Source organism: Nodularia chucula CCY0103, assembly GCF_963923915.1.
GTDB lineage: Bacteria > Cyanobacteriota > Cyanobacteriia > Cyanobacteriales > Nostocaceae > Nodularia > Nodularia chucula.
Map to the genome: position 1 here is coordinate 1 of NZ_CAWUOL010000065.1, position 23,773 is coordinate 23,773.

The 23,773-nt window shown below is 41.2% G+C and carries 18 protein-coding genes, 1 tRNA gene and 1 pseudogene; 9 read left to right on the plus strand and 11 right to left on the minus strand.

The annotated features are described in order from the left end of the window. Positions 1-158 precede the first annotated feature (158 nt). From ACM0OP_RS16605 to ACM0OP_RS16630, 6 genes are all read right to left on the minus strand, one after another. The gene (locus ACM0OP_RS16605; RefSeq protein ID WP_414529530.1) at positions 159-1,457 is read right to left on the minus strand and encodes an ABC transporter substrate-binding protein; all 1,299 of its coding nucleotides are present in this window, start codon (positions 1,455-1,457) and stop codon (positions 159-161) included. A gap of 253 nt (positions 1,458-1,710) precedes the next feature. After that, positions 1,711-1,802, minus strand: a tRNA-Ser gene (locus ACM0OP_RS16610). Next, a complete protein-coding gene (locus ACM0OP_RS16615; RefSeq protein WP_414529531.1) occupies positions 1,764-1,955 on the minus strand; it encodes a hypothetical protein in 192 nt (63 codons plus the stop codon). The genes ACM0OP_RS16610 and ACM0OP_RS16615 overlap by 39 nt, the downstream gene beginning before the upstream one ends. 105 nt (positions 1,956-2,060) lie before the next feature. Beyond that, positions 2,061-2,993 carry a 15-cis-phytoene synthase CrtB gene (gene crtB, locus ACM0OP_RS16620; protein WP_414529532.1) on the minus strand — a complete coding sequence of 311 codons (933 nt, stop codon included), beginning with the start codon at positions 2,991-2,993 and terminating at the stop codon, positions 2,061-2,063. After that, complete coding sequence (gene pds, locus ACM0OP_RS16625) at positions 2,977-4,416, minus strand: 15-cis-phytoene desaturase (protein ID WP_414529533.1); 1,440 nt, start codon at positions 4,414-4,416, stop codon at positions 2,977-2,979. The genes crtB and pds overlap by 17 nt, the downstream gene beginning before the upstream one ends. A 6-nt stretch (positions 4,417-4,422) precedes the next feature. Further along, positions 4,423-4,599, minus strand: coding sequence for a hypothetical protein (locus ACM0OP_RS16630; RefSeq protein WP_414529535.1), 177 nt, complete (start codon positions 4,597-4,599; stop codon positions 4,423-4,425). A 370-nt stretch (positions 4,600-4,969) separates the two neighbouring features. Between ACM0OP_RS16630 and ACM0OP_RS16635 the strand changes: the two genes are divergently transcribed. Then, positions 4,970-5,743: a glycosyltransferase family 2 protein gene (locus ACM0OP_RS16635; RefSeq protein ID WP_414529536.1), complete on the plus strand. Its 774-nt coding sequence runs from the start codon at positions 4,970-4,972 to the stop codon at positions 5,741-5,743. A 203-nt stretch (positions 5,744-5,946) separates the two neighbouring features. Here the strand turns inward: ACM0OP_RS16635 and ACM0OP_RS16640 are convergent, their stop codons facing one another. Continuing rightward, positions 5,947-6,843 (minus strand): class I SAM-dependent methyltransferase, encoded by an 897-nt coding sequence (locus ACM0OP_RS16640; RefSeq protein WP_414529537.1) that lies wholly within the window; start codon positions 6,841-6,843, stop codon positions 5,947-5,949. Positions 6,844-7,132: 289 nt separating this feature from the next. Here ACM0OP_RS16640 and ACM0OP_RS16645 point away from each other — a divergent pair, with 289 nt between their 5' ends. Then, the gene (locus ACM0OP_RS16645) at positions 7,133-7,966 is read left to right on the plus strand and encodes a 2OG-Fe(II) oxygenase (protein WP_414529538.1); all 834 of its coding nucleotides are present in this window, start codon (positions 7,133-7,135) and stop codon (positions 7,964-7,966) included. Positions 7,967-8,122: 156 nt separating this feature from the next. Further along, complete coding sequence (nagZ, locus tag ACM0OP_RS16650; protein ID WP_414529552.1) at positions 8,123-9,223, plus strand: beta-N-acetylhexosaminidase; 1,101 nt, start codon at positions 8,123-8,125, stop codon at positions 9,221-9,223. 22 nt (positions 9,224-9,245) lie between these two features. Here the strand turns inward: nagZ and ACM0OP_RS16655 are convergent, their stop codons facing one another. Then, entirely contained in the window at positions 9,246-9,641 is a 396-nt protein-coding gene (locus ACM0OP_RS16655; protein ID WP_414529539.1) for a metal-sensing transcriptional repressor, read from the minus strand. Positions 9,642-10,134: 493 nt separating this feature from the next. On the opposite strand from ACM0OP_RS16655, the gene ACM0OP_RS16660 reads away from it, so the two are divergent. The 4 genes from ACM0OP_RS16660 (at position 10,135) to ACM0OP_RS16675 (ending at position 17,353) form a co-directional block, all read left to right on the plus strand. Further along, the gene (locus ACM0OP_RS16660) at positions 10,135-11,352 is read left to right on the plus strand and encodes an HhoA/HhoB/HtrA family serine endopeptidase (RefSeq protein WP_414529540.1); all 1,218 of its coding nucleotides are present in this window, start codon (positions 10,135-10,137) and stop codon (positions 11,350-11,352) included. Positions 11,353-11,537: 185 nt separating this feature from the next. Beyond that, positions 11,538-12,719: an aldo/keto reductase gene (locus tag ACM0OP_RS16665; protein ID WP_414529541.1), complete on the plus strand. Its 1,182-nt coding sequence runs from the start codon at positions 11,538-11,540 to the stop codon at positions 12,717-12,719. Between the two features lie 297 nt (positions 12,720-13,016). Beyond that, positions 13,017-16,487, plus strand: a complete 3,471-nt coding sequence (gene mfd / locus ACM0OP_RS16670) for a transcription-repair coupling factor (protein WP_414529542.1) — start codon at positions 13,017-13,019, stop codon at positions 16,485-16,487. 287 nt (positions 16,488-16,774) lie between these two features. After that, a complete protein-coding gene (locus ACM0OP_RS16675; RefSeq protein ID WP_414529543.1) occupies positions 16,775-17,353 on the plus strand; it encodes a hypothetical protein in 579 nt (192 codons plus the stop codon). 101 nt (positions 17,354-17,454) lie between these two features. Here the strand turns inward: ACM0OP_RS16675 and miaE are convergent. From miaE to ACM0OP_RS16690, 3 genes and pseudogenes are all read right to left on the minus strand, one after another. Beyond that, positions 17,455-17,616, minus strand: a pseudogene (gene miaE / locus ACM0OP_RS16680) (tRNA isopentenyl-2-thiomethyl-A-37 hydroxylase MiaE); the annotation flags it as partial. 9 nt (positions 17,617-17,625) lie between these two features. Further along, a complete protein-coding gene (locus ACM0OP_RS16685) occupies positions 17,626-18,390 on the minus strand; it encodes a GDYXXLXY domain-containing protein (RefSeq protein ID WP_414529544.1) in 765 nt (254 codons plus the stop codon). A gap of 177 nt (positions 18,391-18,567) precedes the next feature. Then, positions 18,568-19,989: a DUF2157 domain-containing protein gene (locus ACM0OP_RS16690; protein WP_414529545.1), complete on the minus strand. Its 1,422-nt coding sequence runs from the start codon at positions 19,987-19,989 to the stop codon at positions 18,568-18,570. Positions 19,990-20,109: 120 nt separating this feature from the next. Here ACM0OP_RS16690 and ACM0OP_RS16695 point away from each other — a divergent pair, with 120 nt between their 5' ends. Beyond that, positions 20,110-21,099 carry an RsmB/NOP family class I SAM-dependent RNA methyltransferase gene (locus tag ACM0OP_RS16695; RefSeq protein WP_414529546.1) on the plus strand — a complete coding sequence of 330 codons (990 nt, stop codon included), beginning with the start codon at positions 20,110-20,112 and terminating at the stop codon, positions 21,097-21,099. Positions 21,100-21,256: 157 nt separating this feature from the next. Further along, a complete protein-coding gene (locus ACM0OP_RS16700) occupies positions 21,257-23,719 on the plus strand; it encodes a dynamin family protein (RefSeq protein ID WP_414529547.1) in 2,463 nt (820 codons plus the stop codon). The last annotated feature ends 54 nt before the right edge of the window (positions 23,720-23,773 follow it).

The window sequence follows — 23,773 nt, forward strand, 5'->3', positions numbered from 1 at the left end:
TCAGGCTCTATCCCTTATTCAACAAGCTGTCTAGCTATGTTGTCACCCGTTAAGCGTTAATCAGCCTTAGTCCGATAAATTACCTATAAAATAGCAATTTTAGCCCACAAAGGTGGGCTGTATAGCTAGAGGCAAAAATTTCTCACCTCTACAACTGACTACTCAGGTTTAGGAGTAACTTTATCAATCACCTGAATTGTGCCATCTGTTTCTACACTCCAAACATCGTAGACACCAACAACATCCCCATTAGCATCAATATCCACATTACCACTAGCCCCTTGGTAATTAATTTCTTGACCTTCTCTTAATAACCTCAGTCCCTCACAGACATCAGTAACTTCTGTACCAGGTGCATTAGACACCTCACGGATTTTACTAGCTATACCAGATCCTGTATTTTCTTGGGCAGCTTGTGCTGCAAGGACTAATAAAGCAGCAGCATCCCAAGCTTGGGGGGCATATTCCCCCGGTGATCCGCCTTTTTTATCTGCCCATAGTTGGTTGAAATCAGCCAATGCTTCACCATCAGAACCAGGTACAGTACCCACCGCTCCAGCTAGGAGATAGTTACCATTACTACTTCTACCTACTTGTTCAGGAAAAGTTGGTGATTTTACCCCATCTGTGAGCAAAATTTGTACACCCTCAGTTAAACCTCGCTGGTAAGCAGTTTTGAGGAGAAGACTTCCTGTTTCAGCATAGAGAACCGCTACAACTGCATCTGGCTTGCCAGCAAAAGCAGCACTCGCCTCGGTATCAAATGTTTGCGCTTTGGGGTCATAGCGCACAGGCTTATCTTTATTAACTACAGTGCCGCCTAATGCTTCAAAAGCTTGTACAAATGCTCTTTCAAATCCCACCCCATAGTCGTTATTAATTACTACTGTGGAAACTCGCTGAAAGCCTCTTTGATTAGCTAGTTGCGCTAATGCTAGTGCTTGGTAAGTATCGGGTGGTGCTGTGCGCGCCCAAAATCCTTTAAAGTCCCCCTGTTGTGCTTTTTCTGTAAATACTGGACTAGTGCTACCAGGAGAAACCATCATGACTTGATTGGGTACGGCGACTGAAACAGCAGCTGTAGAAACGCTACTAGCAAAAGAACCAACTACACCAGCAACTTTATCTAGAGTTGCTAGTTTAGTCATACCAGCTGCACCAGCTCTAGGATCTGTTTGGTCGTCTACTTCTATGAGGGTAACTGGTCTGCCATTCACACCTTCGCAAGCGTTGACAGTTTCTACTAGTAAGGGAACTGACCCTGCCATTTGCTGTCCCACTGAAGCTAAGTCACCTGTTGTTGGTAGTAAACTGCCAATTTTTAGCCCTTGATTAGTATCAGTAGTGTTATTAGTGGTGGTCGTAGTGGTATTTTCAGCATTTTCACAAGCTCCCAACAGAACGCCTGTAAGCAGGGTAGCTATACTCAAGCCTAAAGCAGTATAAATTTTTGTCATGGTTTACTTTCACTCCTCATATAATTTTAGGAGTCTAAAATTGACACTCCCCGCGATAAATCGACGGGGATTCTTGGTTCAACGAAACCACGTAAGATTTAAACTAGATTTTTACATTAGTCCAATCTTAACAGACTCCAAAGGATAAATAATAGCATCTACCCGCAGGAGTAAAACTTTGTACCACCACATCAATATTTGTTGATTTATTACTTAGCCGTAAACCTGTAGTAAATTTACTTTTTTATAAAAACGGAGAGGGAGGGATTCGAACCCTCGGTACGGAGTTACCTGCCGTACAACAGATTAGCAATCTGTCGCTTTCGACCACTCAGCCACCTCTCCAGGTGTGCTACCGATAATAAACATAGCAAACTGTTTCCAGCTTGTCAACATCCAATGATAAATTTTTTGCCCCAGGTTGCTGTTTGGGGAATTAGTCGCTGTGGCGATCGCATCTGGGTAGCAGATTTCAATAATTCGTAATTCGTAATTCATAATTAATAGACAGAGCTATTTAATTTGGATGAAATGGGTGGGTTTTTTCAGGTTTCCCTGAATTGGGAACTTACGAATTACGAATTATTCTGACTACTGGGGACGTTAAAGCACTTGCGATCGCATCCACGCCATTGGCAAAGAGCGTAATTTTTGCCATTGCGGTACGTAGGCACGGCGAGTAAAAACGTTGTAATCGTTACGTTCAATGATGGTTAAAATGCGACTGTAATGCATGAGAGCAGCCCAAACAGGCCAACGAGCATCAGCAGATAGGTAAGTAATACCTCTTTCTGCTCTAGTATAAAACTCTCTGGCTCTGTTAATTTGAAACTGCATGAGGGCGCGCCAGCGATCATCGACTACACCTTTGAGCAAGTCTTCCTCGGTGTAATTAAATCGGGCTAAATCCTCTAGAGGAATATAAATTCGCCCACGTCGTGCATCTTCCCCCACATCCCGGAGAATATTGGTAAGTTGCTTGGCGATTCCCAAGGCAATTTCTTCAGCAGTGGGCATATAAGGCTGTTGTTTACAGTTCCACGGGGCGGTATTTTTGGTTTCATCCAATCCCATGACTGAGGTTGACATTAAGCCAACAGTGCCAGCGACGCGGTAACAGTAGAGGTATAAGTCCTCAAAGGTTTGATAACGACTGCGATATAAATCCATTTGCTGACCAGCGATCATATCCCGGAAGGGCTGAATGTCGATGGGAAAGCGTCTAACAGTATCAGCTAAAGCTACGTCATAATTTTCTACTGGGTTTCCAGCAAAAATTGATTCCAGCTGCTGTTCCCATAAATTGAGAGTTTCTGGTGTAGTCATGGTAGATGCGGGGCCATCTACTAGTTCATCTGTGCGGCGACACCAAGCGTAAATCGCCCAAATAGCAGGGCGTTTTTCTTCACTCAGGAGCAAAGTGCTTAGGTAAAAGGTCGCGGAATACTTGGCTATAAGTTGCCGACAAAGTTTGTAGGACTCGTCTACAGAGACCAACGTTTTCATGCGCGGAGGGGAATCAGGCAGTTGCAGCATTCGTTGCGGGCGGTCGGGTTGGCGTTTGCAGGTCTGAGGAATTTGCTACCGGGGATGCGTCAGAAATTGCTTGAGCTGTTAGCTTACCAGAAAGTACGGCACCTTCCATACTGCCTAAATAGCGCTGCATGGTGTAACTCCCTGAGAGAAAAAAGTTAGGGATGGGGGTTACTTGTACGGGGCGGTACTGTTGACGGCCTGGGGTGGCTTTATAAACTGAACGTGGTGTTTTCACCACATGAGATTTCAGCAATTTGGCGGGATTTTCTCCCCCAAAATGGTCTGGGAAGAGTTTTTCCAATTCGGCAATAGTGGCGGTAACAATTTCCTCATCTGATTTGGTGATCCAATCTTTTGCCGGAGCTAAAACTAATTCCAACATTGAGCGATCGGGATTAGCATATTCACGACAAGCATTGCTCATATCAGCATAAACGCTGAGGAGGGGCGATCGTGAAAATAGCAGGTGATCAATTTCTGTGAGTTTACGATCAAACCACAGATGTAAGTTGATTACAGGCACACCTTCCAAACCTTCTAGCTTCTGGAAATACTCCATTTGCTGCCAAGGTTTGGGTAACATTATCTTCAGAGGGTCAACTGACATGGCGGATACATACATATCAGCCGTTAAGACTTCATCGGGAGCGCCATTTAACCCCCTGAGCAAAAATCCTTGCACAGTACCATCAGGGTTGAGCAAAATCTGTTTTAAAGGAGCGTTGAGACGGACTTCGCCACCCCGCTCGGTTATATAATCCACTATGGGTTGACATAATCGCTCGGTGGGAGAACCATCTAGAAATGCAATTTTAGAACCATATCTTTCTTGGAGAAAGCGATTGAGTGCAGTTAAGAGAATTGTGGCAGACACTTCATCAGGATTGATAAAGGTCAGGGCTTTACAAGCAGCGATAAAAACGTCACTAGTTACCCGCTCGTCAACTCCTTGCCTTTCTAACCATTCTAAGAAGCTGTATTTGTCCATCTCCTCAACATACTTCTGACCCCGAACTACTGCTGGTAGTAGGCCAATGGCAAACCGAATCTTCTGTTCCCAGGTCAACATATCGTTGTTGCGGAGAATTGAAGCGATGATGTTAAAAGGAGATGGAATATCTGGGACATCAAAACGCGAGAGTGTCCCAGGTTTGTCTGGTTGATTGAAAATCAATGTATGCTGTTTCCATTGGAGTCTGTCTTCAATGCCCAATTCTTTGAGCAATTGCAGCATATTGGGGTAGGCTCCAAAGAAGGCGTGTAATCCGGTTTCGTACCAGTCGCCGTCAGAGTCTTTCCACGCCGCGACCAGACCACCCAGTACATCCCGGCTTTCCAAGACAATGGGAGTGTGACCTGCGTCTGTGAGATATTTCGCGCAGGATAGTCCTGCTAGTCCAGCACCCGCGATCGCTACTCGCATTTAAACTTACTGCCTTTTAATATGTTTTGATTGTTTTGTCGTTCTCATTATACGTTGCAATCCGTTACATTTGGCAGAGGTTGTGCGATCGCTTCTGGAAAAACTCTGTTCCAAGGCAATTATACTGATATTCACCAACAACAGTAGAGCGCCACCATCATGAATACTCCAGCTTTCAAGCATGGATTCAGTATAGAACTGAATTGTTGTCCCCAGTCTCAAATATTCTCTAGCAATAAGTTAATTTATGTAATTTATGTAATTTATTTTTCTCGACCTCATATATTTTTTGATCTCATGGTATAATCGTTAATTTTTATTTTCATAAACCTATCAACTTACAGCAGCACAAAAAAAATTTGTTCTTCATCTGGAAAAATTAGAGAATTAGTCCTGACAACGCACAATATCCCCGACAATTATCCATAGGTAATAATCGCCTATGTACAGTCATAATAAGAAGCAATGACAAACTAAAGAAATTATCTCATCTTCTAAGCAAACAGTTATTACAGAAAATTGGTTAAATTTTGACAGAATTATTATTTTTTCCATGCTAGAACACATTACTCCTCTGATTCTGACTTATAACGAAGCTGCCAATATTGAACGCACTCTTGAGCGTCTCACCTGGGCTGAAAAAATCATCGTTATAGATAGCTATAGTACAGATACAACCCTAGAAATACTCAACTCCTATGCACAAGTCGAGGTATTTAAACGTGATTTCGATAGCCACGGTAAGCAATGGAACTATGGCTTAGAACAAGTCAAAACCTCCTGGGTGCTGTCTCTAGATGCAGACTATATAGTTACAGAGGATTTAATCTCTGAAATAGCAGCCTTACCTGTGGATGGAGAAATTGATGGTTACTTTGTCAGCTTTAAGTACTGTGTCTTAGGTAAACCTGTGCGGAACACGAGAATACTGCCTCCCCGTCAAGTGCTATTTAAAAAAAGTAAAGCTATTTATATTGATGATGGACACACACAGGTTTTACAACTAAACGGTAAGTCAACTTTACTCTCTAGTTATCTTTATCACGATGATCGTAAACCCTTCAGTCGTTGGTTATGGTCACAACAACGTTACACATTACTGGAAGCCCAGAAAATCATAGAAACTCCCTTCCAAGAACTAGACTGGGTTGATCGGATTCGTCGGCAAAAAGTTTTAGCACCTGGGATGGTATTTATCTATTGCTTAATTATCGAAGGGTGGATTTTCGATGGTTGGTATGGTTGGTATTACGTGTTCCATCGTGTTTTAGCAGAAACTATCCTAGCAATTCGGATAATTGAGGCAGAGAAATTAAGAAATAATTAGGGTTTGCTGAATAAATATAAAACCGATATAAATCAAAGGTTTGAGGCTGATAAACAGGAAAGTAGGTGCAAGGTTTTTGAAAGGTGTACCATCAAAAGTGTGAATTTTAGATAAATCAGAAAATTTGGGGATGGCAGATCACTGAAACTGTTCCCTGTTCCCTACCTCCACGACAAAACTTTTTCACCAAGCCCTAATTAAACTTAATTCTTACGAGTAGCAACACACATCAAAGTTAAAGCAGCGTCTATGGAGTTAGAGTTTATACCTGATAATCCTTGAGCTAGACGATACTTCCAAAAGGGCTTACCGTAGTTACCCTCTAGTGCTGCTGCACCTAATACATGGTTATGAGGATAGATGTTAACCTCAAATCCCATCGGCTCTAGTAACTGATGAAACATTTCTGATGTGACACCATCACGGGCTTTGTGATGTACCTCGGTTGCTAAACACCAAGTTTGTTCTTCTGTAGAGGAATGTCCCCCTCGTTTCAGCAACTTATAAACTGGTAAACGTAATTCCCATAATAGTGAACCTATACCTTTAAACTGATAAGCACTTTTCTGGGGATCACGATCTGTGATTAGCAACCCACCAGGACGTACCAATTTAGCTGCTTCTTGCAACACTTTTTGCATATCATCACAATGATGCAAAGCAGCATTCAGCATCACAATATCAGCAAACCCAGAAACAAAAGGTAGATTGTGAGCATCTGCCAGCACCGCAGTATATCCCATATCACTAGCCATTTTCAGTGCGCCGAGGGAGACATCTACCCCTAGTAGTAATTCTGGCTCCCCACAACAGTCTTTGAGAGAGGCGTATATATTACCAGCACCACAACCAATATCTACTACTATTTTATCTTGCCAACTACCAATCACAGCTTGCCAAAGTTCGATAAAGTTTTCATCTCTGTGACAAGCTTGAAAATAGTTTAAGCCCCATTCTGGATGGCCAAAGTAGTAGCTGTTAGCTTCTATGGCTGGAGTAGGGTTTGGAATTTGGCAAACAATAACACCTTGATCCGATTTGTCGATTTTACTGGGTAGAGCAAAATACTGATAACAATTTGTATTTACTTGTTGCAACATTTACGAAAATGTTTAAAGTATACTTAATGCGTGGTCTTATATCGAACTAAGTACAACAAACTACGCCTATTTTTAGTTAGTAATAATCATTAGTTTGTCTGTATCCCTAGTTGACTTTCTTAAGATAATATAAATGTTACCCAAAATGTACACTAATATTTATTGTTTTTGTATAGTAAGATTGCTGAATTTAAAGCTTTTACGAGCTAATTGTATCCCATTATACAACTTTTGCCAAAATCATGTATACTGCTTCAGTAGTTTTGACTGCATAGGGAATAAATAATCAATGCTAGACACAAATCTCAGGAATTATTATGCCGAGCAAATTTCCAATAAACTCTTAGATTACAAGGAGGCTTTAAGACAAGAGTTTTCTATTACTGACCGCATAAATACCTGTTATTTAGATGATATTTTAAATGAAAAAGATGTCTTAGAAATCTATCATGCCTTTCCTGATAAACAAAATTTATTGCAGTTAAAGGATTTGCGAGAACATAAATACGTCGGCATCCAATTAGATAAGTATAACCCTATTCTGGAAGAAATTATCTATGCTTTTCAAGATTCCAGAGTAGTGGATGTGATTAGTGAAATTACAGGTTTAGATGAGTTAATGCCAGATGAATACCTTTATGCTGGTGGTGTTAGCTTGATGGAAGATGGCTGTTTTTTAAATCCCCATCTCGATAATTCCCATGATAAAGATATTAGTAACTATCGGGTTTTAAACTTATTATATTACGTAAGTCCTGACTGGCAAGCTGACTATGGGGGGAATTTAGAACTGTGGGATCAAGGTTTAAAACAGCCTTGTAGGACTATTCACAGCAAGTTTAATCGGTTAGTGATTATGGTTACTAATAAAAACTCTTGGCATTCTGTGAGTCCAATTAATCATAATGGTCGCCGTTGTTGCGTGTCTAACTATTACTTTTCGCCAATACCGGCTGATCAACAAAAGTATTATCATGTTACTTCCTTTCGAGGTCGCCCAGAACAGAATCTGAGAGATATGGTTTTAAGGGGAGATACTTTATTAAGAAACATGGTGCGTAAAGTCGTTAAAAATCGCATCAAAAAGCCTCATTTTTATAAAAAAGATGGGAAAGAATCCTAAAAAAAAGAAAAGAGGAAAAAACTTTTCTGGGTGATGCCCAAATATTCAGAAAATAACCGAGGCTAAGTAAATCACAATCCCATAGGAGTTCTATATTGAGGTAGTTGTGGATAAATAATCCCAGGTTTTTGATGACAAAAATATCAGGAAAGGATGATGGTAGTATCTGAAGATTTACAGCGTTTTGGTAATCATTTAATAGTTGGTATTTGCGGGACTGTATTAAGTGATGACGATAAACGTATACTTAGTGAATTAAAACCGGTGGGAGTGATATTTTTTGCGAAAAACTTTCTGGATGGTCAGCCTTATGAAGTGTGGTTGGAAAGTTTCCAGAAGTTGAACCAGCAAATCAGGGAGTATGCGGAACGTGATTCAATGTTTATAACATTAGATCATGAAGGGGGAAGAGTAGTCAGAACACCTTTACCTATAACGAGGTTTCCTTATGCTTTGTTGCTGGGTGGTTACGCCAGACAAGTAGGAAAGGCTACAGCATTAGAATTAAAATCTTTGGGAATTAATCTATCTTGGTCTCCGGTAGCAGATATTTTTTCCCATCCTCAAAATCCGATTATTGGCCCTCGCGCTTTTGGTCGCACCCCAGAAACCACGGCTGAGGCTGTGTGTGCATATTACAGAGGACTTCAGGAGGAGGGAATTTTAGGATGTGCTAAACACTTTCCAGGACATGGAGACACTAGCAAGGATTCTCATCTGGAATTACCAATACTCAATCTTAGTTTAGAAGATTTAAGTATTCGTGAAGTTATACCATTTAAAGCGCTAATTTCCGAGGGAATACCTGTAATTATGACAGCGCATATTTTATTCCCTCAGATAGATTCCCATGTACCGGCGACCCTTTCCCCAGCTATTCTGAAGGAAATTCTGCGGGATGAATTGGGTTTTAGGGGAGTGGTTGTATCTGATGATTTGGATATGAAGGCTGTGTCAGATATGTTTATTCAACGTGGTACAGTGGCGAGGGCTGTGAATGCTGGCTGTGATTTGTTTATTATTTCGCGGAATCTCAATTCTGTATCTATTGAACGTACCTATCAGATGGCTGAGGATTTTGCTGATTCTTTAAGGACAGGTAGTTTGGATGAATTAGTTGTAGTTGCAGCTAGGGAAAGAATTGCCAAGCTACTGGCTGTGACTCCCCAATATAGTATTCAGGCTTTGGATAAGGATATTTTAGAGCGACACGCGGAACTGGCGATCGCCTGTTGTTTTCAGGGGAATAGGGAGTGAGATTTGCTTAATTACAACTAAATTAGGGCAAAAACCGATCTAAAGCAGCCTTTAACTGTTCCAGTTCTATTTCTATATTGCCCTCTTCAGCAGCTCTGGCAATACATTGTGTTAAATGTTCATCTAAAATAATTCGGGCTACTTTATCCAAAGCGCCCCGCACAGCCGCAATTTGTAACAAAACATCAGGACAGGGGCTATTTTGCTGCACCATTGTTTTAATACCGCGAACATGGCCTTCTATGCGAGATAATCGATTGACAATTTTCCGTAGAGACTCTTGACTATGAACGTGAGGATGTGCCGATTTTCCCTGGTGATGAGTATGTTTTTGGTGTTCTAAATCATGATCTTGGGCATTTTCTCCTTCCTGGGATATGGGCAAGGATTCTTGATCTGATCGGTTTAATCTATTCATTAGTGATGTAGCACTGGCAATACTTTAGATATTAGCCTAGAGGATCATGATTCACAGAAAAACTATTATCTTAGATTTCGCCGTCCCGTAATTTTAAGCCCAAACCTTGCTTGCGATTGCATATTTCGTAGTAAAGAAATAAATTATACTAGAGAAAGGAACATACAGAGTTAAAGTACACCGACTTATGGGAGTGGAAGATATAGCACCCGCCAAGGTGGTTGGGACAAAAATGGATCATAAAACCCTTGTAATTAAGGAGTTTTCAGCCTACCCCCCTGCTATATTTTTGAGGCTAGTGCCGCCGGAAGTCAACAGTCTTGTTCTCTAGTCCTTTGATTGAACAAGCCCATCATAGGGATTTTTAACGGGGGAAGCTCTCAAAAGAATGATAACGCCAAGAGATCAGCGTTATCATCGATTCTGTCAAAATAAATGTAAATAGAGTTTTGCAACTGATCTCAGAATTAAGCTTCTCAATTGGATTGTGATTATGCGATTTTCTCAAGAAGGCGGTTTTTTACGTAAACTTAGTTCTTATCTGTTATCCGTCATTTTAGTTGTGGCGCTAACGGTCAGCACTTTCCATGTTTTACCTTCTCAAGCTGAACCTGCACCGAGTCTGGGGTCTGATACCGAGGTTTCAGATATCATCACCCAAAAGCCATCACCAGCTAATGCGGCTATCGGTAGCACTAGTTTTGTGACAGCAGCTGTGAATCGTGTGGGAACAGCAGTAGTCCGGATTGATACTGAACGCACTATTACTCGGCGGATGGACCCATTTATGGAAGACCCATTTTTCCGGCGGTTTTTTGGTGATAGTTTCCCCCAACAATTACCTTCTGAACAATTGCGCGGTTTAGGTTCGGGCTTCATTATTGATAAAGGTGGCTTGGTTTTGACTAATGCCCATGTGGTGGATAAAGCTGATAAGGTTACAGTCCGCTTGAAGGATGGTCGCACTTATGAAGGTAAGGTTCAAGGGATTGATGAGGTGACAGATTTAGCGGTGGTGAAGATTAACCCTGATCGGGATTTACCTGTTGCGCCTTTGGGTGATTCCGATGCGGTTCAAGTGGGAGATTGGGCGATCGCAGTGGGTAATCCGTTAGGATTTGATAATACCGTGACTTTGGGCATTGTTAGCACTCTCAAACGTTCCAGCGCCCAAGTGGGAATTGCTGACAAACGTTTGGACTTTATTCAAACCGATGCGGCGATTAATCCTGGTAATTCTGGGGGACCGTTATTAAATGAACGGGGGGAAGTGATCGGAATTAATACAGCAATTCGTCCTGATGCTATGGGTATTGGTTTTGCTATTCCCATTGATAAGGCTAAGGCGATCGCCATGCAATTGCAACGTGATGGGAAGGTGATTCACCCCTATTTAGGTGTACAAATGATTACTTTAACCCCAGAATTAGCACAGCAGAATAATACTGACCCTAATTCTCCGATTCAAATCCCAGAAATTAATGGTGTTTTGGTGATGCGAGTTATACCTAATTCTCCGGCTGCATTGGGGGGTATACGACGGGGAGACGTAATTGTGCAAGTTGATCGGGAACCTGTCACTAGTGCGGAGAGGTTACAGAATTTTGTGGAAAATAGTCGTCTGGGTCAATTATTGCAAGTGAAAGTGCAACGGAATAATCAGACACAGACACTTTCCATCCGCACTGCTGAGTTACAAGATCCTGCTTAGGTGAGGAAAGAACGAACCACAAAGGACACAAAGGACACAAAGTCAAGAGGGTTTCAGAGAGTTCTTGCATAAGTCCTGATGAGAATTGGCGGGGTGTTTTGCCTAAGTAGAAATCAATTAAGGTGGAAGTAGGATGATTAAGTCAGTACCTACTTCTCCTGAAAATTTTTGTAGATTGAAAACTGATGCTATACAGAAGATTTGGCCGCACAGAATTACAGATGCCTGTTTTTTCTTGTGGCGGGATGAGATACCAGTTTAAATGGCAAGATGTGCCTAATTCGGAAATTCCACTGGATAATCAGGCAAATTTAGAAGCTACTATTCGCCGATCTGTGGAACTGGGTATTAATCACATTGAAACTGCCCGTGGTTATGGGACATCGGAACTACAATTAGGGCAAATATTACCGCAATTTCGGCGTGAGCAATTAATTGTACAGACGAAAGTTGGTCCTGTGGCAGATGGGCAAAAATTCCGCCAAACTTTTGAGCAATCTTTGCAAAATCTTCAGTTAGATTATGTGGATTTGCTGGGAATACATGGGATCAATCATGGCGAATCTTTAGATTTTAGTATGCGTCCTGGTGGCTGTTTAGAGGTGGCGCAGCAATTACAAAAAGAGGGAAAAGTGAGATTTATTGGCTTTTCTACTCATGGTTCTAAAGATATTATTATTCAGGCAATTAATACGAATCAATTTGATTATGTAAATCTCCATTGGTACTATATTAATCAATGGAATTGGGAAGCAATTACAGCCGCTAACCGTCATGATATGGGGGTATTTATTATTAGTCCCTCAGATAAAGGGGGAATGCTATATAAACCACCGCAAAAGTTAGTTAATCTTTGCGCCCCTTTAAGTCCAATGGTGTTTAATAATTTGTTTTGTCTCAGTCATGGACAAGTACATACTTTGAGTGTCGGTGCAGCTAGACCCACAGATTTTGATGAACATCTGAAAACTTTAGAATATTTAGACCGGGCGGAGGAAATTTTGCCGCCCATTTTGAGGAGGTTGGAACAGGAGGCGATCGCCACTTTAGGAGAAGACTGGGTAAAAACTTGGGAAACTAATTTACCCAGCTTTGAAAAGACACCGGGAGAGGTGAATATTCCTGTGATTTTGTGGTTATTAAATCTGGCGATCGCCTATGATTTAGTAGACTACGCCAAAATGCGCTACAACCTTCTGGGTAATGGTAGTCACTGGTTTCCTGGTAACAAAGCCGACCGCTTAGAAGAACTCAACTTAAGGAAATCTCTCGCCCATAGTCCCCACGCCGATAAAATTCTGCATAAGTTAGCCCAAGCAGATGAAATGTTAGGCGGTGCGGAAGTTAAGCGGTTGTCTAAGACTTAGGGAGTGGAGACTGGTGATTGAGGAATGGGGATTTCTCCCTATCACTGGAATCAAGAACGGCTACGATCCTCTTAAAATAGTAGACATAACACATATCTTGCACCAGGCGACTAGAAGTCACGGCTACACAGGCGTGACGCGAAGCGTCTTCCCGAAGGGAAGGCCGCCTACGCGGGTTGAAAACCTGAATTTTATGTTAGTCCGCGCAGGCGGACTTTGTTTGTATAGCCGCGATTTCTAATCGCTAGGGCTACTAATTTTTGTTATTTTTAACAACTTCCTCCTGTAGTAAAACTTATGGCATTTTCTTCTATTGTGCGTGCCTTGGGGCGATCGCCACTCAGCACTGAATTACTTTCCAAGTTAAATCGCCAACAAGAATTGCGGTTAAATGGCATTTCTCGTTTACCCAAAGGGCTGGTAACTTCGGCGTTGGCGCAAAGTTCGGGAAGGAATTTGTTGGTAGTTGTGCCAACTTTGGAGGAAGGAGGACGGGCTTTTGCACAGTTAGAGGCTATGGGTTGGCAAACGGTGCATTTTTACCCAACTTCGGAAGCTTCCCCTTATGAACCCTTTGACCCAGAAACGGAAATGACTTGGGGACAGATGCAGGTTCTGGCTGATTTGGTGAATAGTCAGGGGGAATCAAACCCAAATTCCACAGCAAAGCGTTCTTGGGCAATTGTGGCTACAGCTGGGGCTTTACAACCCCATTTACCACCACCAGCAGCTTTTATCCCTTTCTGTCTCAACGTCAAGCGGGGGATGGAATTTGATTTAGATAGCTTCGGCGAAAAAATTACCAAGTTGGGCTATGAACGAGTACCACTGGTGGAAACAGAAGGTCAATGGAGTCGGCGCGGTGATATTGTCGATGTCTTTCCTGTGTCCTCAGAAATGCCTGTGCGGTTAGAGTGGTTTGGTGATGAAGTTGAGAAAATCCGCGAATTTGATCCGGCTACTCAACGTTCTGCTCTTGACAAAATTGCACAACTTACCCTGACTCCCACTAGTTTTGCACCTATTGTTTGGGAAGCACTGCAAGATCATCCTCAGTTACAGTCAGATTCAGAAAATTTAGAAGGTAGTCGGCGTTTTTTGGGCTTGGCTTTTGCACAACCGGCTTCCCTTTTAGATTACTTGGGTGAAAATACCCTGATTGCTGTGGATGAACCAGAACAGTGTCATGCACATAGCGATCGCTGGGTGGAAAATGCGGAAGAACAATGGGGGAGTGGGGAGTGGGGAGTAGGGAGTGGGGAAGAATTACCGAAAATTCACCGTTCTTTTGATGAATGTCTGGCTGATGTCACTAAATTTCCCACTTTATATTTATCAGAATTAGCAGAAGAAAATAGTGGGATAAATTTGGCGAGTCGGTCTTTACCAGTGACACCGCATCAATTTAATAAACTAGCACAAACACTTAGAGCAGAGCGCGATCGCAACTTTTCCATTTGGCTAATTTCTGCCCAACCTTCCCGTTCTGTATCTCTACTGCAAGAACACGATTGTCCGGCGCAATTTATCCCCAACCCCCGCGACTACCAAGCCATTGACAAGTTACAAATTAACCATATCCCTGTAGCCTTGAAGTATTCCGGTTTGGCAGAATTGGAAGGCTTTATTTTGCCAACCTATCGTTTAGTCATTGTCACAGACAGAGAATTTTACGGACAGCATTCCCTCGCCACACCAGGATATATCCGCAAGCGTCGCCAAGCCAGTTCTAAGCAAGTAGACCCCAACAAGCTGCGTGAAGGTGATTATGTGGTTCACCGCAGCCACGGAGTTGGTAAATTTGTCAAATTGGAAAGTTTAACCATTAATCACGAAACCCGCGATTATTTAGTAGTGCAGTATGCTGACGGTCTCCTGAGAGTTGCAGCCGATCAAGTGGGTTCTTTATCTCGATTTCGCCGCACTGGAGATAAAGCCCCAGAACTGCACAAAATGACTGGTAAGGCTTGGGATAATACGAAAAACCGTGTTCGCAAAGCCATCAAAAAGTTAGCGGTGGACTTGCTGAAACTCTATGCAGCCCGATCTAAACAGGAAGGCTATAGCTATCCTCAAGATATGCCTTGGCAAGAAGAAATGGAAGATTCCTTCCCCTATCAAGCCACCACCGACCAGCTAAAAGCTGTCCAAGATGTGAAACGGGATATGGAAAGCGATCGCCCAATGGATCGTTTAGTCTGTGGTGATGTGGGTTTTGGTAAAACAGAGGTAGCAATTCGGGCGATTTTTAAAGCTGTCACCTCCGGGAAACAAGTTGCACTGCTTGCACCTACAACAATTTTGACTCAGCAACACTACCACACCATCAAAGAACGCTTTGCACCTTACCCAGTCAATATCGGCTTAATGAATCGGTTTCGCAGCGCTGAAGAACGCCGCACCATTCAAAAGCGATTAGCCACAGGGGAATTAGATATAGTCGTGGGGACACACCAACTTTTAGGTAAAAATGTCACCTTTCGGGATTTAGGACTGTTGGTTGTGGATGAAGAACAACGATTTGGGGTGAATCAAAAAGAGAAAATTAAAAGCTTGAAAACTCAAGTTGATGTCCTCACCCTTTCCGCAACTCCCATTCCCCGCACCTTATATATGTCTTTGTCGGGGATTCGGGAAATGAGTTTAATTACCACACCACCCCCCAGCAGAAGAGCGATTAAAACTCACCTAGCACCACTCAACCCGGAAATTGTCCGCAGTGCTATTCGTCAAGAATTAGACAGAGGTGGGCAAGTTTTCTATGTAGTTCCACGAGTAGAAGGTATTGAAGAACTGACAGCGAATTTAAGGGAAATGATTCCAGGTGCTAGGTTTGCGATCGCACACGGTCAAATGGACGAAAGCGAGTTAGAATCAACCATGCTCACTTTCAGTAATGGTGATGCAGATATCCTTGTTTGTACGACAATCATTGAATCTGGTTTAGATATTCCCCGCGTCAACACAATCTTAATTGAAGACGCGCACCGCTTCGGATTATCGCAATTATACCAATTACGGGGACGTGTGGGACGTGCCGGCATTCAAGCCCACGCTTGGTTATTTTATCCCAAACAACGGGCTTTATCAGATGCCGCCCGGCAAAGACTGCGAGCCATTCAGGAATTTACCCAACTCGGTTCCGGCTATCAACTAGCCATGCGGGACATGGAAATTCGCGGTGTGGGTAACTTACTAGGTGCAGAACAATCGGGACAAATGGAAGCTATCGGCTTTGATTTGTATATGGAAATGTTAGAAGAGGCGATTCGAGAAATTAGAGGTCAGGAAATTCCCAAAGTTGATGAAACTCAAATTGACCTCAACCTCACAGCATTTATTCCCTCTGATTATATTCCCGACGTGGATCAAAAGATGAGTGCTTACCGGGCAGTGGCAGCGGCCAAGTCTCCCGAAGAGTTACAGTATATCGCAGCTGAGTGGGGCGATCGCTATGGTAATTTACCAGTCCCAGCCAATCAACTATTACGAGTCATGGAACTCAAACAACTAGCGAAAAAGTTAGGATTTAGCCGCATTAAACCAGAGAATAAGCAACACATTGTTTTAGAAACACCAATGGAAGAACCAGCGTGGAATTTACTAGCAGGGAATTTACCAGAACATTTAAAGACTCGTTTTGTTTACTCTCCTGGTAAAGTCAGAGTACGCGGATTAGCAGTTTTAAAAGCCGACCAACAACTGCAAAGTTTACTGGATGCCATGAATAAAATGCAAGGTGCTGTTGTAGAGGCGATTGTTGTGTGAATAGTAGTTAACTCTCTAATCATTATTAGTAAATTAGGACTTACGCAAGAACTCTCTCAAACCCTCTTTACTTCGTGTCCTTTGTGGTATGCGCTCCGCGCACGCTACACGTTAGCGGAGCTTACGCCTACGGCATACTACGTAAACGCTTTAGCGATACGTTTATTCATAATTTTGCGTAAATCCTGTAAATATCAAAAAATATATACTTTTACATGATGTGCTTGAACAGTATCTAGTTGCCAGGTATTCTTTAATGTATATACTTTTCTCAAAAGGTAAGTGCAATGTTTAATAAATTTGCCGTGACACTGGGACTAGCCGTAGGACTGTGCGCTATCAATACTTCCAAGGCATCGGCTTTGAATTTCTCATTTTCTTTCAGTAATAATGCTGGAAATACTAACGGTACTGTTACAGGTACAATATTCGGACTGACAGATAACGCCACATCAGCTGCTACTCAAATTATAATAGACTCATTCCCAGCAGCATTAGGTACTCCAGTAGATGGACTGATTGCTACAAATTGGAATGTTCTTGGAAATTCATTCACGGTAGCTAATGGAGCGCTTACAGGGGGAAATTTTTCTGCACAAGCATCTGCATCGGGAATATGTTTAAATGCTCCCTGTTTTGGTCCATTTAACAATGGACTGACATTTAATCAAGCTGGCAATACAGTAGGTAATAATGGTGGTTTCGCTGCACTTAACCCCGCTGGACTTAACCCACCGACACCAATACCTTGGCATTTTTCTCCAGAACAATCACTAGCACTAGGCATACCCTTATTCATCGGGTTAAGAGAACTTAAGAAAAGAAAGATAGTAGCAAAAGCTAGAGTTGTTGAAATGACCCGTTAAAAGATATTCAGAGACATTGGAGGCAATGACTCTGAATGACTGCATTTGTTTTTAACTAGCTCAAAATGTTCTAGCTCTTCTGATGCGATCGCAGTTAACTACCTAATCATTTTAGTATTAGAGGGGTAACGAAACATAAATTTTAAGGCTACACCCCTTGCTTTGCGCTCATAGTGGGAGTGATCAAGTAGAATAATATCCAAATTAGCGATCGCTTCAGCTTCTCCTTTGTCCAAAGTTTGCTTTACGTGATCAGGATTAATTCCTCATGCTTAGAAACGATAATTGCGATAGCCGCCCTCGCCGTAGGCATCGCTTACCCATAGACTAACAGGTATAGCGTTACCTTGAGGGTCTACTCTCACTCTCACAGTAATTGGGCGAATTTGTCTGCCTTGATTGCCTCTAAATTGCTGCACACTTTGGTAAATATCGCCACTAATTTGCTGCCTTTCCTGTTCTGGAAGGTAGTAGTTTTCCAAACCATAGGTAATACCATTATCTTGATATGTCCCTCTTAAAGCCACTTGATTGTTGGGCAGAGATTGGGGCATACTACTAGTTACCCGTACTGGTCTCCAAGGATTAGGAACACCACTACCAGAGGAAAATTGCTGTTCTTGCAAAACTACGTATAAATTCGTCCCTGGTACTAATTGTTGTCTATTTCTTCCCTGATTGAACCGGAGTAAATCGTCCCAACCTGGAAGATTTTGTAAATTTTCCACACGGGATATATTATATTCCAATGCCAGGGAAAAATCCCCCACCACATTATTAGGATCTTGAGGTAATGTTTGCAGAATCACATCCCTACCAATGACATTAGTATACACAGCTTGGGTAGGAACTGCGAGAATTATTGCCCCTTGAATTAACAGAGGAACTAATAAACGCCAAAAAGGTAGAGGCTGATTTGCTTTTTGTTCAGTAGCAACCAGATAATCTTTAAAAGTCAACTTCTCGGAAAATTCGACTTCAGGGGATACTGTTCTAAAAGATTGATTTTCAGTCCTTTCAGAAGAATTATTTCTCATGAGCGTAGTCCTAAGATGAAGGGTTGTTTTTCAAAATAGTTTCTGGATAAATCCCCAGAATTAGGACTGACGCAGAGATTCCCGGACAACAGTGAAGCACAGAGATGATAGCAACTATTATAGGCGAACTTAAATCATTCACCTAGTTAAATGTCTCAAATCATTACAAAAAATCAATTAAGATTTAGAACCGCTAGGTAAACGACGTTCAAACCATAGTCCAGCGCTAATTAATGCCGAACCACAGATAACAAACACCAGAGACTGAAATAATCGATCCGTGTCGTATTCTATAGCGCGACTGATAATTTGCATTGTTAACAATAGCATACCGCCCCAGAAGTTACTTCTGTTATTTAACTTTAATCCTTCTCGGATTAACCCTGATGCCAAAAATGCTAACAACACATTGAAGATAAAACTGCCTAATTCATCAATGCGAGTAATAGCTAAATGCCAAAAAGGTGTAATGATGATGAAACCCAAATAAGTAGTTACCACCACCAAAGTGAAAATTACTTCCCGGCGAGGAGGGTTATTTCTCAAACGCAGCAAAGACAACCATTGTAATACAGTCAAACCACTCAAAATCCCCAAATCGATAATAGGCAAAGACATGAATAGATTATTGCTATTACTGGGGACAAAATTATTGAATGTTGAACCTACCCATTGTTCACGAAAAGACAAAGCATAAAACACCAAGCCAAAAAAGATTAATGCTAAGTCCCGCGCTAGAGGTTGGAATAGCCTGTAATTAACAGTGGGGAACAGCAAATCATCATAACTCCAGAATAATGCTGGTGGTAGTGCCAAAGCAAAAGATGCCACCCAGGGAGCCATATTAGCAAAATTCAGCAGTGGTAAAGGATTGAGGCTTAACTGCAAAGTACCAGCAAATACTAAGGCTGCTAAAGCAAAAATCCACCGGGAGCGACAAAAATATGCTAAGGGTACAAATAGCAACCAGGACAACAACGGCATATGTCGCACCACCAAACCTACCCAATTCCAGTCATCCACAGACACCAAAAAGTTTTCTCTCCCCACCCAGTAACCGATTTGGCTGAGGATAATAGCCATCAATCCCAGGGAAGTTAAAGATAGGCTATAAGCCATTACTAAAACACCAAATCCCCAGGCAAAAAATAGTTCAGCAGCCGAACCATTAATATTGAAAATCTGTGCCATCAGTAATATGTTTGCACCTAAAATGAAGGAGCTTAAAATTAATAATCCTTCTCCCACAATGCGTTTGTTTTGTGGCTGTTTTTGCTGTTGATTGTTTCTTGATTTACCTTCTTTCCATGTATAAAATCCAATGATACTAGTTGAGATGAATAGACTAATCATCAAAATGAATTTGACTTCTCTTGACCATATTTCCCAGTTTGCTGCTACAAAAGTAATTATACCTAAACATAACAGGACACCACCTAGAGAAATGACCATTACTCCAAAGCGATCGCGTGCAGCCGCTTCTAAATTATTAAATCGATAACGGTCTGCCAAATTTTGGTACTGGGAAGCACTAATTAATCCTTCGTCTCGCCATATTTTGGCTTCTCGCTGTAATTTTTGCTGAAAATTATCTAACATTTATAACTATCTCCGGTGCATTTGGTTGGCTGATCAAGCATCATCAGAATGGCGGTGAATATAGTTTCAGTATGCAGCCAATACCCTAGATAGCATTGTTCTTCTGTAACAGTTTTACTAATGGAAAAACCATCAAACTTATTACTTAAACTCTCGCGCCGTTTGTTTGAAAACCCTGATAAACAAGCAGAATTTATTGATGCTTTAATTAATCCCCAACCCTTTAATCCTGCTATTCTCTGGTGTCAAAATGAGCCAGATATTCCACCTTTCAGCGTAGAAATACCAACAAATTGGCAGCCGGATTTTGTGCAGCGCTTATCATTACGAGAAAAACCCGGTAAACATCTTTTACATCAACAAGGTAATTTTTATTGTTTAGATTTCTCTTCAGTATTTGCAGCTTCAGTTTTATGCACCATTCCTCAGCCTGTAAATATAGTTTTCGATATGTGCGCTTCCCCAGGGGGTAAGAGTGTCTTTGCTTGGAAAGCTTTGCAACCTAAGTTACTGATTAGTAATGAAGTGATTGGTAAACGTTTGGGAATGCTGATTTCTAATTTAAAGCGTTGTCAAATTAACCCTTGCACTGTGGTGAATCGAGATCCTAGTATTTTTGCTGGTAATATCCCATTATCTAGTGATGTAGTGATGGTAGATGCTCCTTGTACTGGGCAATCTTTATTAGCCAAAGGTGAAAAAGCTCCTGGATGTTTTCATCCCACAGCCATTAATAAAAGTGCTAATCGCCAAAAAAGAATTATCGCTAATTCTGCACAATTAGTTGCACCACAAGGCTATCTGGTTTATATGACTTGTACTTATTCTCCTGAAGAAAATGAGCAAGTTTGTGAATGGTTTTTGTCCCGTTTTCCGCAGTTTCAAGCGGTGAAGGTGAGTTATTTAGATGAATATCAGTCTCATTTAAGTGATATTCCCTGTTATCGGATTTTTCCCCAGGATAGGCTGGGTGCGGGTGCGTTTACGGTGCTGTTTCAAAATACTGCGGTGGGTAAGGCTGAGGAGGTAAATTTGGATGCTTTATCTGAGGTGTGGATGAATAGAAGCACACCAGATCCAGAGAACAGAGACAGTGTTTTAAATCATTAACTAAAAATATACACATAATCTATTTCTGGACATCTATCATTGGGAATAGTTATTTAAACTTAATTAGAGATCAATAGTGAGTTTTAAGTAAGATCACCGAAGTAACCGCCTGTTTTTTCCTCTTAGAATTTACTTAGAGATTTACGGTTATTTAATCATGTCAGAAGTGCCTACCCAGTGTCAGAATTTAGCAGAACAAGTTGAATCTATATTAGAACTTTTACAGCAAGAACCATCTTTGCGTTCTCAAGATGTGATGTCTGTGAGGACTTCTCTGGGTAAAGTGATTTCGCCGAAGTTTGAAATTGTCTTTGCTGGTGCATTTAGTGCGGGTAAGTCAATGTTGATTAATGCACTGCTAGAACGGGAATTGTTATATAGTGCAGAAGGTCACGCTACAGGCACAGAATGCAAAATTGAATATGCACAACCCAATGAAGAACGAGTAGTTTTAACTTTTTTAAGTGAGGCAGAAATCCGGGAACAAGCCAATTTTTTATGCCAACAATTGCGATTTAATACAACAGTTAATATCAATCAGTCTGAAGTAATTAACTTGTTACGTCAAGGTTGTGAGGCTATTATTCAGCAGGAGGGTGGAGAAGGTAAATCAGAACGTGCAAAACAAGCGAAGGCTTTAATATTGCTGCTTGATGGCTATGAGGCAAATCGTCAACATATTCATACCATGAATAATGCTACCCATTCAATGGAGAAATTTAATTTCTCGAATCTTAAAGAAGCTGCTGGATATGCGCGGCGTGGTAGTAATAGTGCTGTTTTAAAGAGGATTGAATATTACTGCAACCATCCTCTATTAGAAGATGGTAATGTGGTCATCGACACGCCAGGAATTGATGCACCAGTGGCAAAAGATGCACAGTTAACTTACGATAAGATTCAAGATCCCGATACATCGGCGGTTGTATGTGTGTTGAAATCTGCTTCGGCTGGTGATATGACTAAAGAAGAAACGGAACTTTTAGAAACGATACGAGGAAATAACTCAATACGCGATCGCATTTTCTACACCTTCAACCGCATTGACGAAACTTGGTATAATACCCAGTTAAGACAGCTTTTGGATAATTTAATTAATCAACAGTTTCGAGATACAAATAGGGTTTATAAAACCAGTGGATTACTGGGATTTTATGGCAGTCAAATCAAATTCACAAGTATTGAGAATAGATTTGGGTTAGATTCGATTTTTGCGGAGAGTGTTAAAAGCCTGAATGGTATAGAAGAAATACCTCAGTTTGTGAATGAGTTTAACCGCTATTGCACTAGTTCCGGTAAACTTTCAGGGAGCCAGTTTCGCATTTCGGTAAATAGTTTTGAAACTGCTAATGAGAATTATACCCGGATTTTACGCGAACAGGGAACACCGTTAATTAATAAGCTAATTCAAGATAGTGGTATTGAGGAATTTCGCACAGCTATTACTAAATATTTAGTAGAAGAAAAACGCCCAGAACTTTTTAGGAATTTGGCTGATGATTTACAAGAAGTTTGTATTAACTTAAAGAAACATTATCAGGAGCAAAAACGAGATTTAGATAGTCAGCCAGATGAAATAGAGGCGATGAAAAGGCAGGAGTTACAACGCCTGAATCAGCAATTACAGGAAATTGGGAAAGATTTTAATAAGCATATAAAACAAGAAGTCAACCAACTAATTAATAATTCTTATGACAATTTTGAAGCGGATTTTAGACAATTAAAATCCAAGATGATTCGGCGTTTAGATGAGTTAATAGATACTTTTTCTGTAGTTAGTGCTTATAAATGTGCTACTGACAGTCACAAAAGAAATTCAACTGCACCTTTGTTAGCCGTTTTAGTAGAGGCATTTTATCATCTGGCTAATGAATTAGAAGATGTTTTGATTGATTCTTCCCGAAAGTTAGTAGCTAATTTATTCAAGGATTTGATGGAGAAGATTAATAAATCAGACTATCATAGCAGATTGTATCGGTTTTTAGGCAATGATGGTGGCATTGAAAGAAAGATGAACACTGTCCAAGAAATAGTATTGGAGGTGTTAGTCAGTGAGGCTACAATAGAATGCGATCGCTACGTCAGAGAAAGTCCGACATTTTATCAAGAAGGTCATTTTTCTATCTATCAATTGCGCCAGACCTTACAACAAACCGCCCAAACTTATGATCTGCAAAGCATGGTAGAAGCAGAACCAGCAATTAGGCAATTTTTAAAGTTAGAATTTGAGCCGAAGGTAAAGAACACAATTCTCAAAACTTTTCCCCAAACTATCAATCAAACTCTGAAAAGTCGCTTGTTACCAATGGCGGAACAGCAAGCAGATGACATTTTACAGCAATACCCCCAAGCGCGGGCTTATTTAGAGCAAAGTTTACAAAAAGAAGCCGAGGAAAAAATTCGGAATAATCGCCAGTTGTTAAATGATGTCAAACAAAAAATTCTAGATTATAATTCCGCAGTTTCGCAGATCAATAATTGCTTACAGTCCATGCATTTATATGATCACGCATTACCTATAATTGGTAATGATAATGTGTATATTCCGGTAACTGATGCAGAAATTATGGAAGAAAATGGGACTAATAATATTTTCGATTCCCCAGAATTTGATAAATAATTAGAGTTTGTAGTGAGGACTGAAGTCCTCCCTCTTCTCTCACCTTTCCCGCAC

Coding starts and splice junctions, on each gene's coding strand:
- ACM0OP_RS16660 (WP_414529540.1), top strand. CDS start 10,135: ATGCGATTTTCTCAAGAAGGCGGTTTTTTACGTAAACTTAGTTCTTAT.
- ACM0OP_RS16690 (WP_414529545.1), bottom strand. CDS start 19,989: ATGTTAGATAATTTTCAGCAAAAATTACAGCGAGAAGCCAAAATATGG.
- crtB (WP_414529532.1), bottom strand. CDS start 2,993: ATGCTGCAACTGCCTGATTCCCCTCCGCGCATGAAAACGTTGGTCTCT.
- ACM0OP_RS16665 (WP_414529541.1), top strand. CDS start 11,538: ATGCTATACAGAAGATTTGGCCGCACAGAATTACAGATGCCTGTTTTT.
- ACM0OP_RS16655 (WP_414529539.1), bottom strand. CDS start 9,641: ATGAATAGATTAAACCGATCAGATCAAGAATCCTTGCCCATATCCCAG.
- ACM0OP_RS16640 (WP_414529537.1), bottom strand. CDS start 6,843: ATGTTGCAACAAGTAAATACAAATTGTTATCAGTATTTTGCTCTACCC.
- nagZ (WP_414529552.1), top strand. CDS start 8,123: ATGGTAGTATCTGAAGATTTACAGCGTTTTGGTAATCATTTAATAGTT.
- ACM0OP_RS16630 (WP_414529535.1), bottom strand. CDS start 4,599: ATGCTTGAAAGCTGGAGTATTCATGATGGTGGCGCTCTACTGTTGTTG.
- ACM0OP_RS16635 (WP_414529536.1), top strand. CDS start 4,970: ATGCTAGAACACATTACTCCTCTGATTCTGACTTATAACGAAGCTGCC.
- ACM0OP_RS16605 (WP_414529530.1), bottom strand. CDS start 1,457: ATGACAAAAATTTATACTGCTTTAGGCTTGAGTATAGCTACCCTGCTT.
- ACM0OP_RS16685 (WP_414529544.1), bottom strand. CDS start 18,390: ATGAGAAATAATTCTTCTGAAAGGACTGAAAATCAATCTTTTAGAACA.
- ACM0OP_RS16645 (WP_414529538.1), top strand. CDS start 7,133: ATGCTAGACACAAATCTCAGGAATTATTATGCCGAGCAAATTTCCAAT.
- ACM0OP_RS16700 (WP_414529547.1), top strand. CDS start 21,257: ATGTCAGAAGTGCCTACCCAGTGTCAGAATTTAGCAGAACAAGTTGAA.
- pds (WP_414529533.1), bottom strand. CDS start 4,416: ATGCGAGTAGCGATCGCGGGTGCTGGACTAGCAGGACTATCCTGCGCG.
- mfd (WP_414529542.1), top strand. CDS start 13,017: ATGGCATTTTCTTCTATTGTGCGTGCCTTGGGGCGATCGCCACTCAGC.
- ACM0OP_RS16675 (WP_414529543.1), top strand. CDS start 16,775: ATGTTTAATAAATTTGCCGTGACACTGGGACTAGCCGTAGGACTGTGC.
- ACM0OP_RS16615 (WP_414529531.1), bottom strand. CDS start 1,955: ATGAATTACGAATTACGAATTATTGAAATCTGCTACCCAGATGCGATC.
- ACM0OP_RS16695 (WP_414529546.1), top strand. CDS start 20,110: ATGGAAAAACCATCAAACTTATTACTTAAACTCTCGCGCCGTTTGTTT.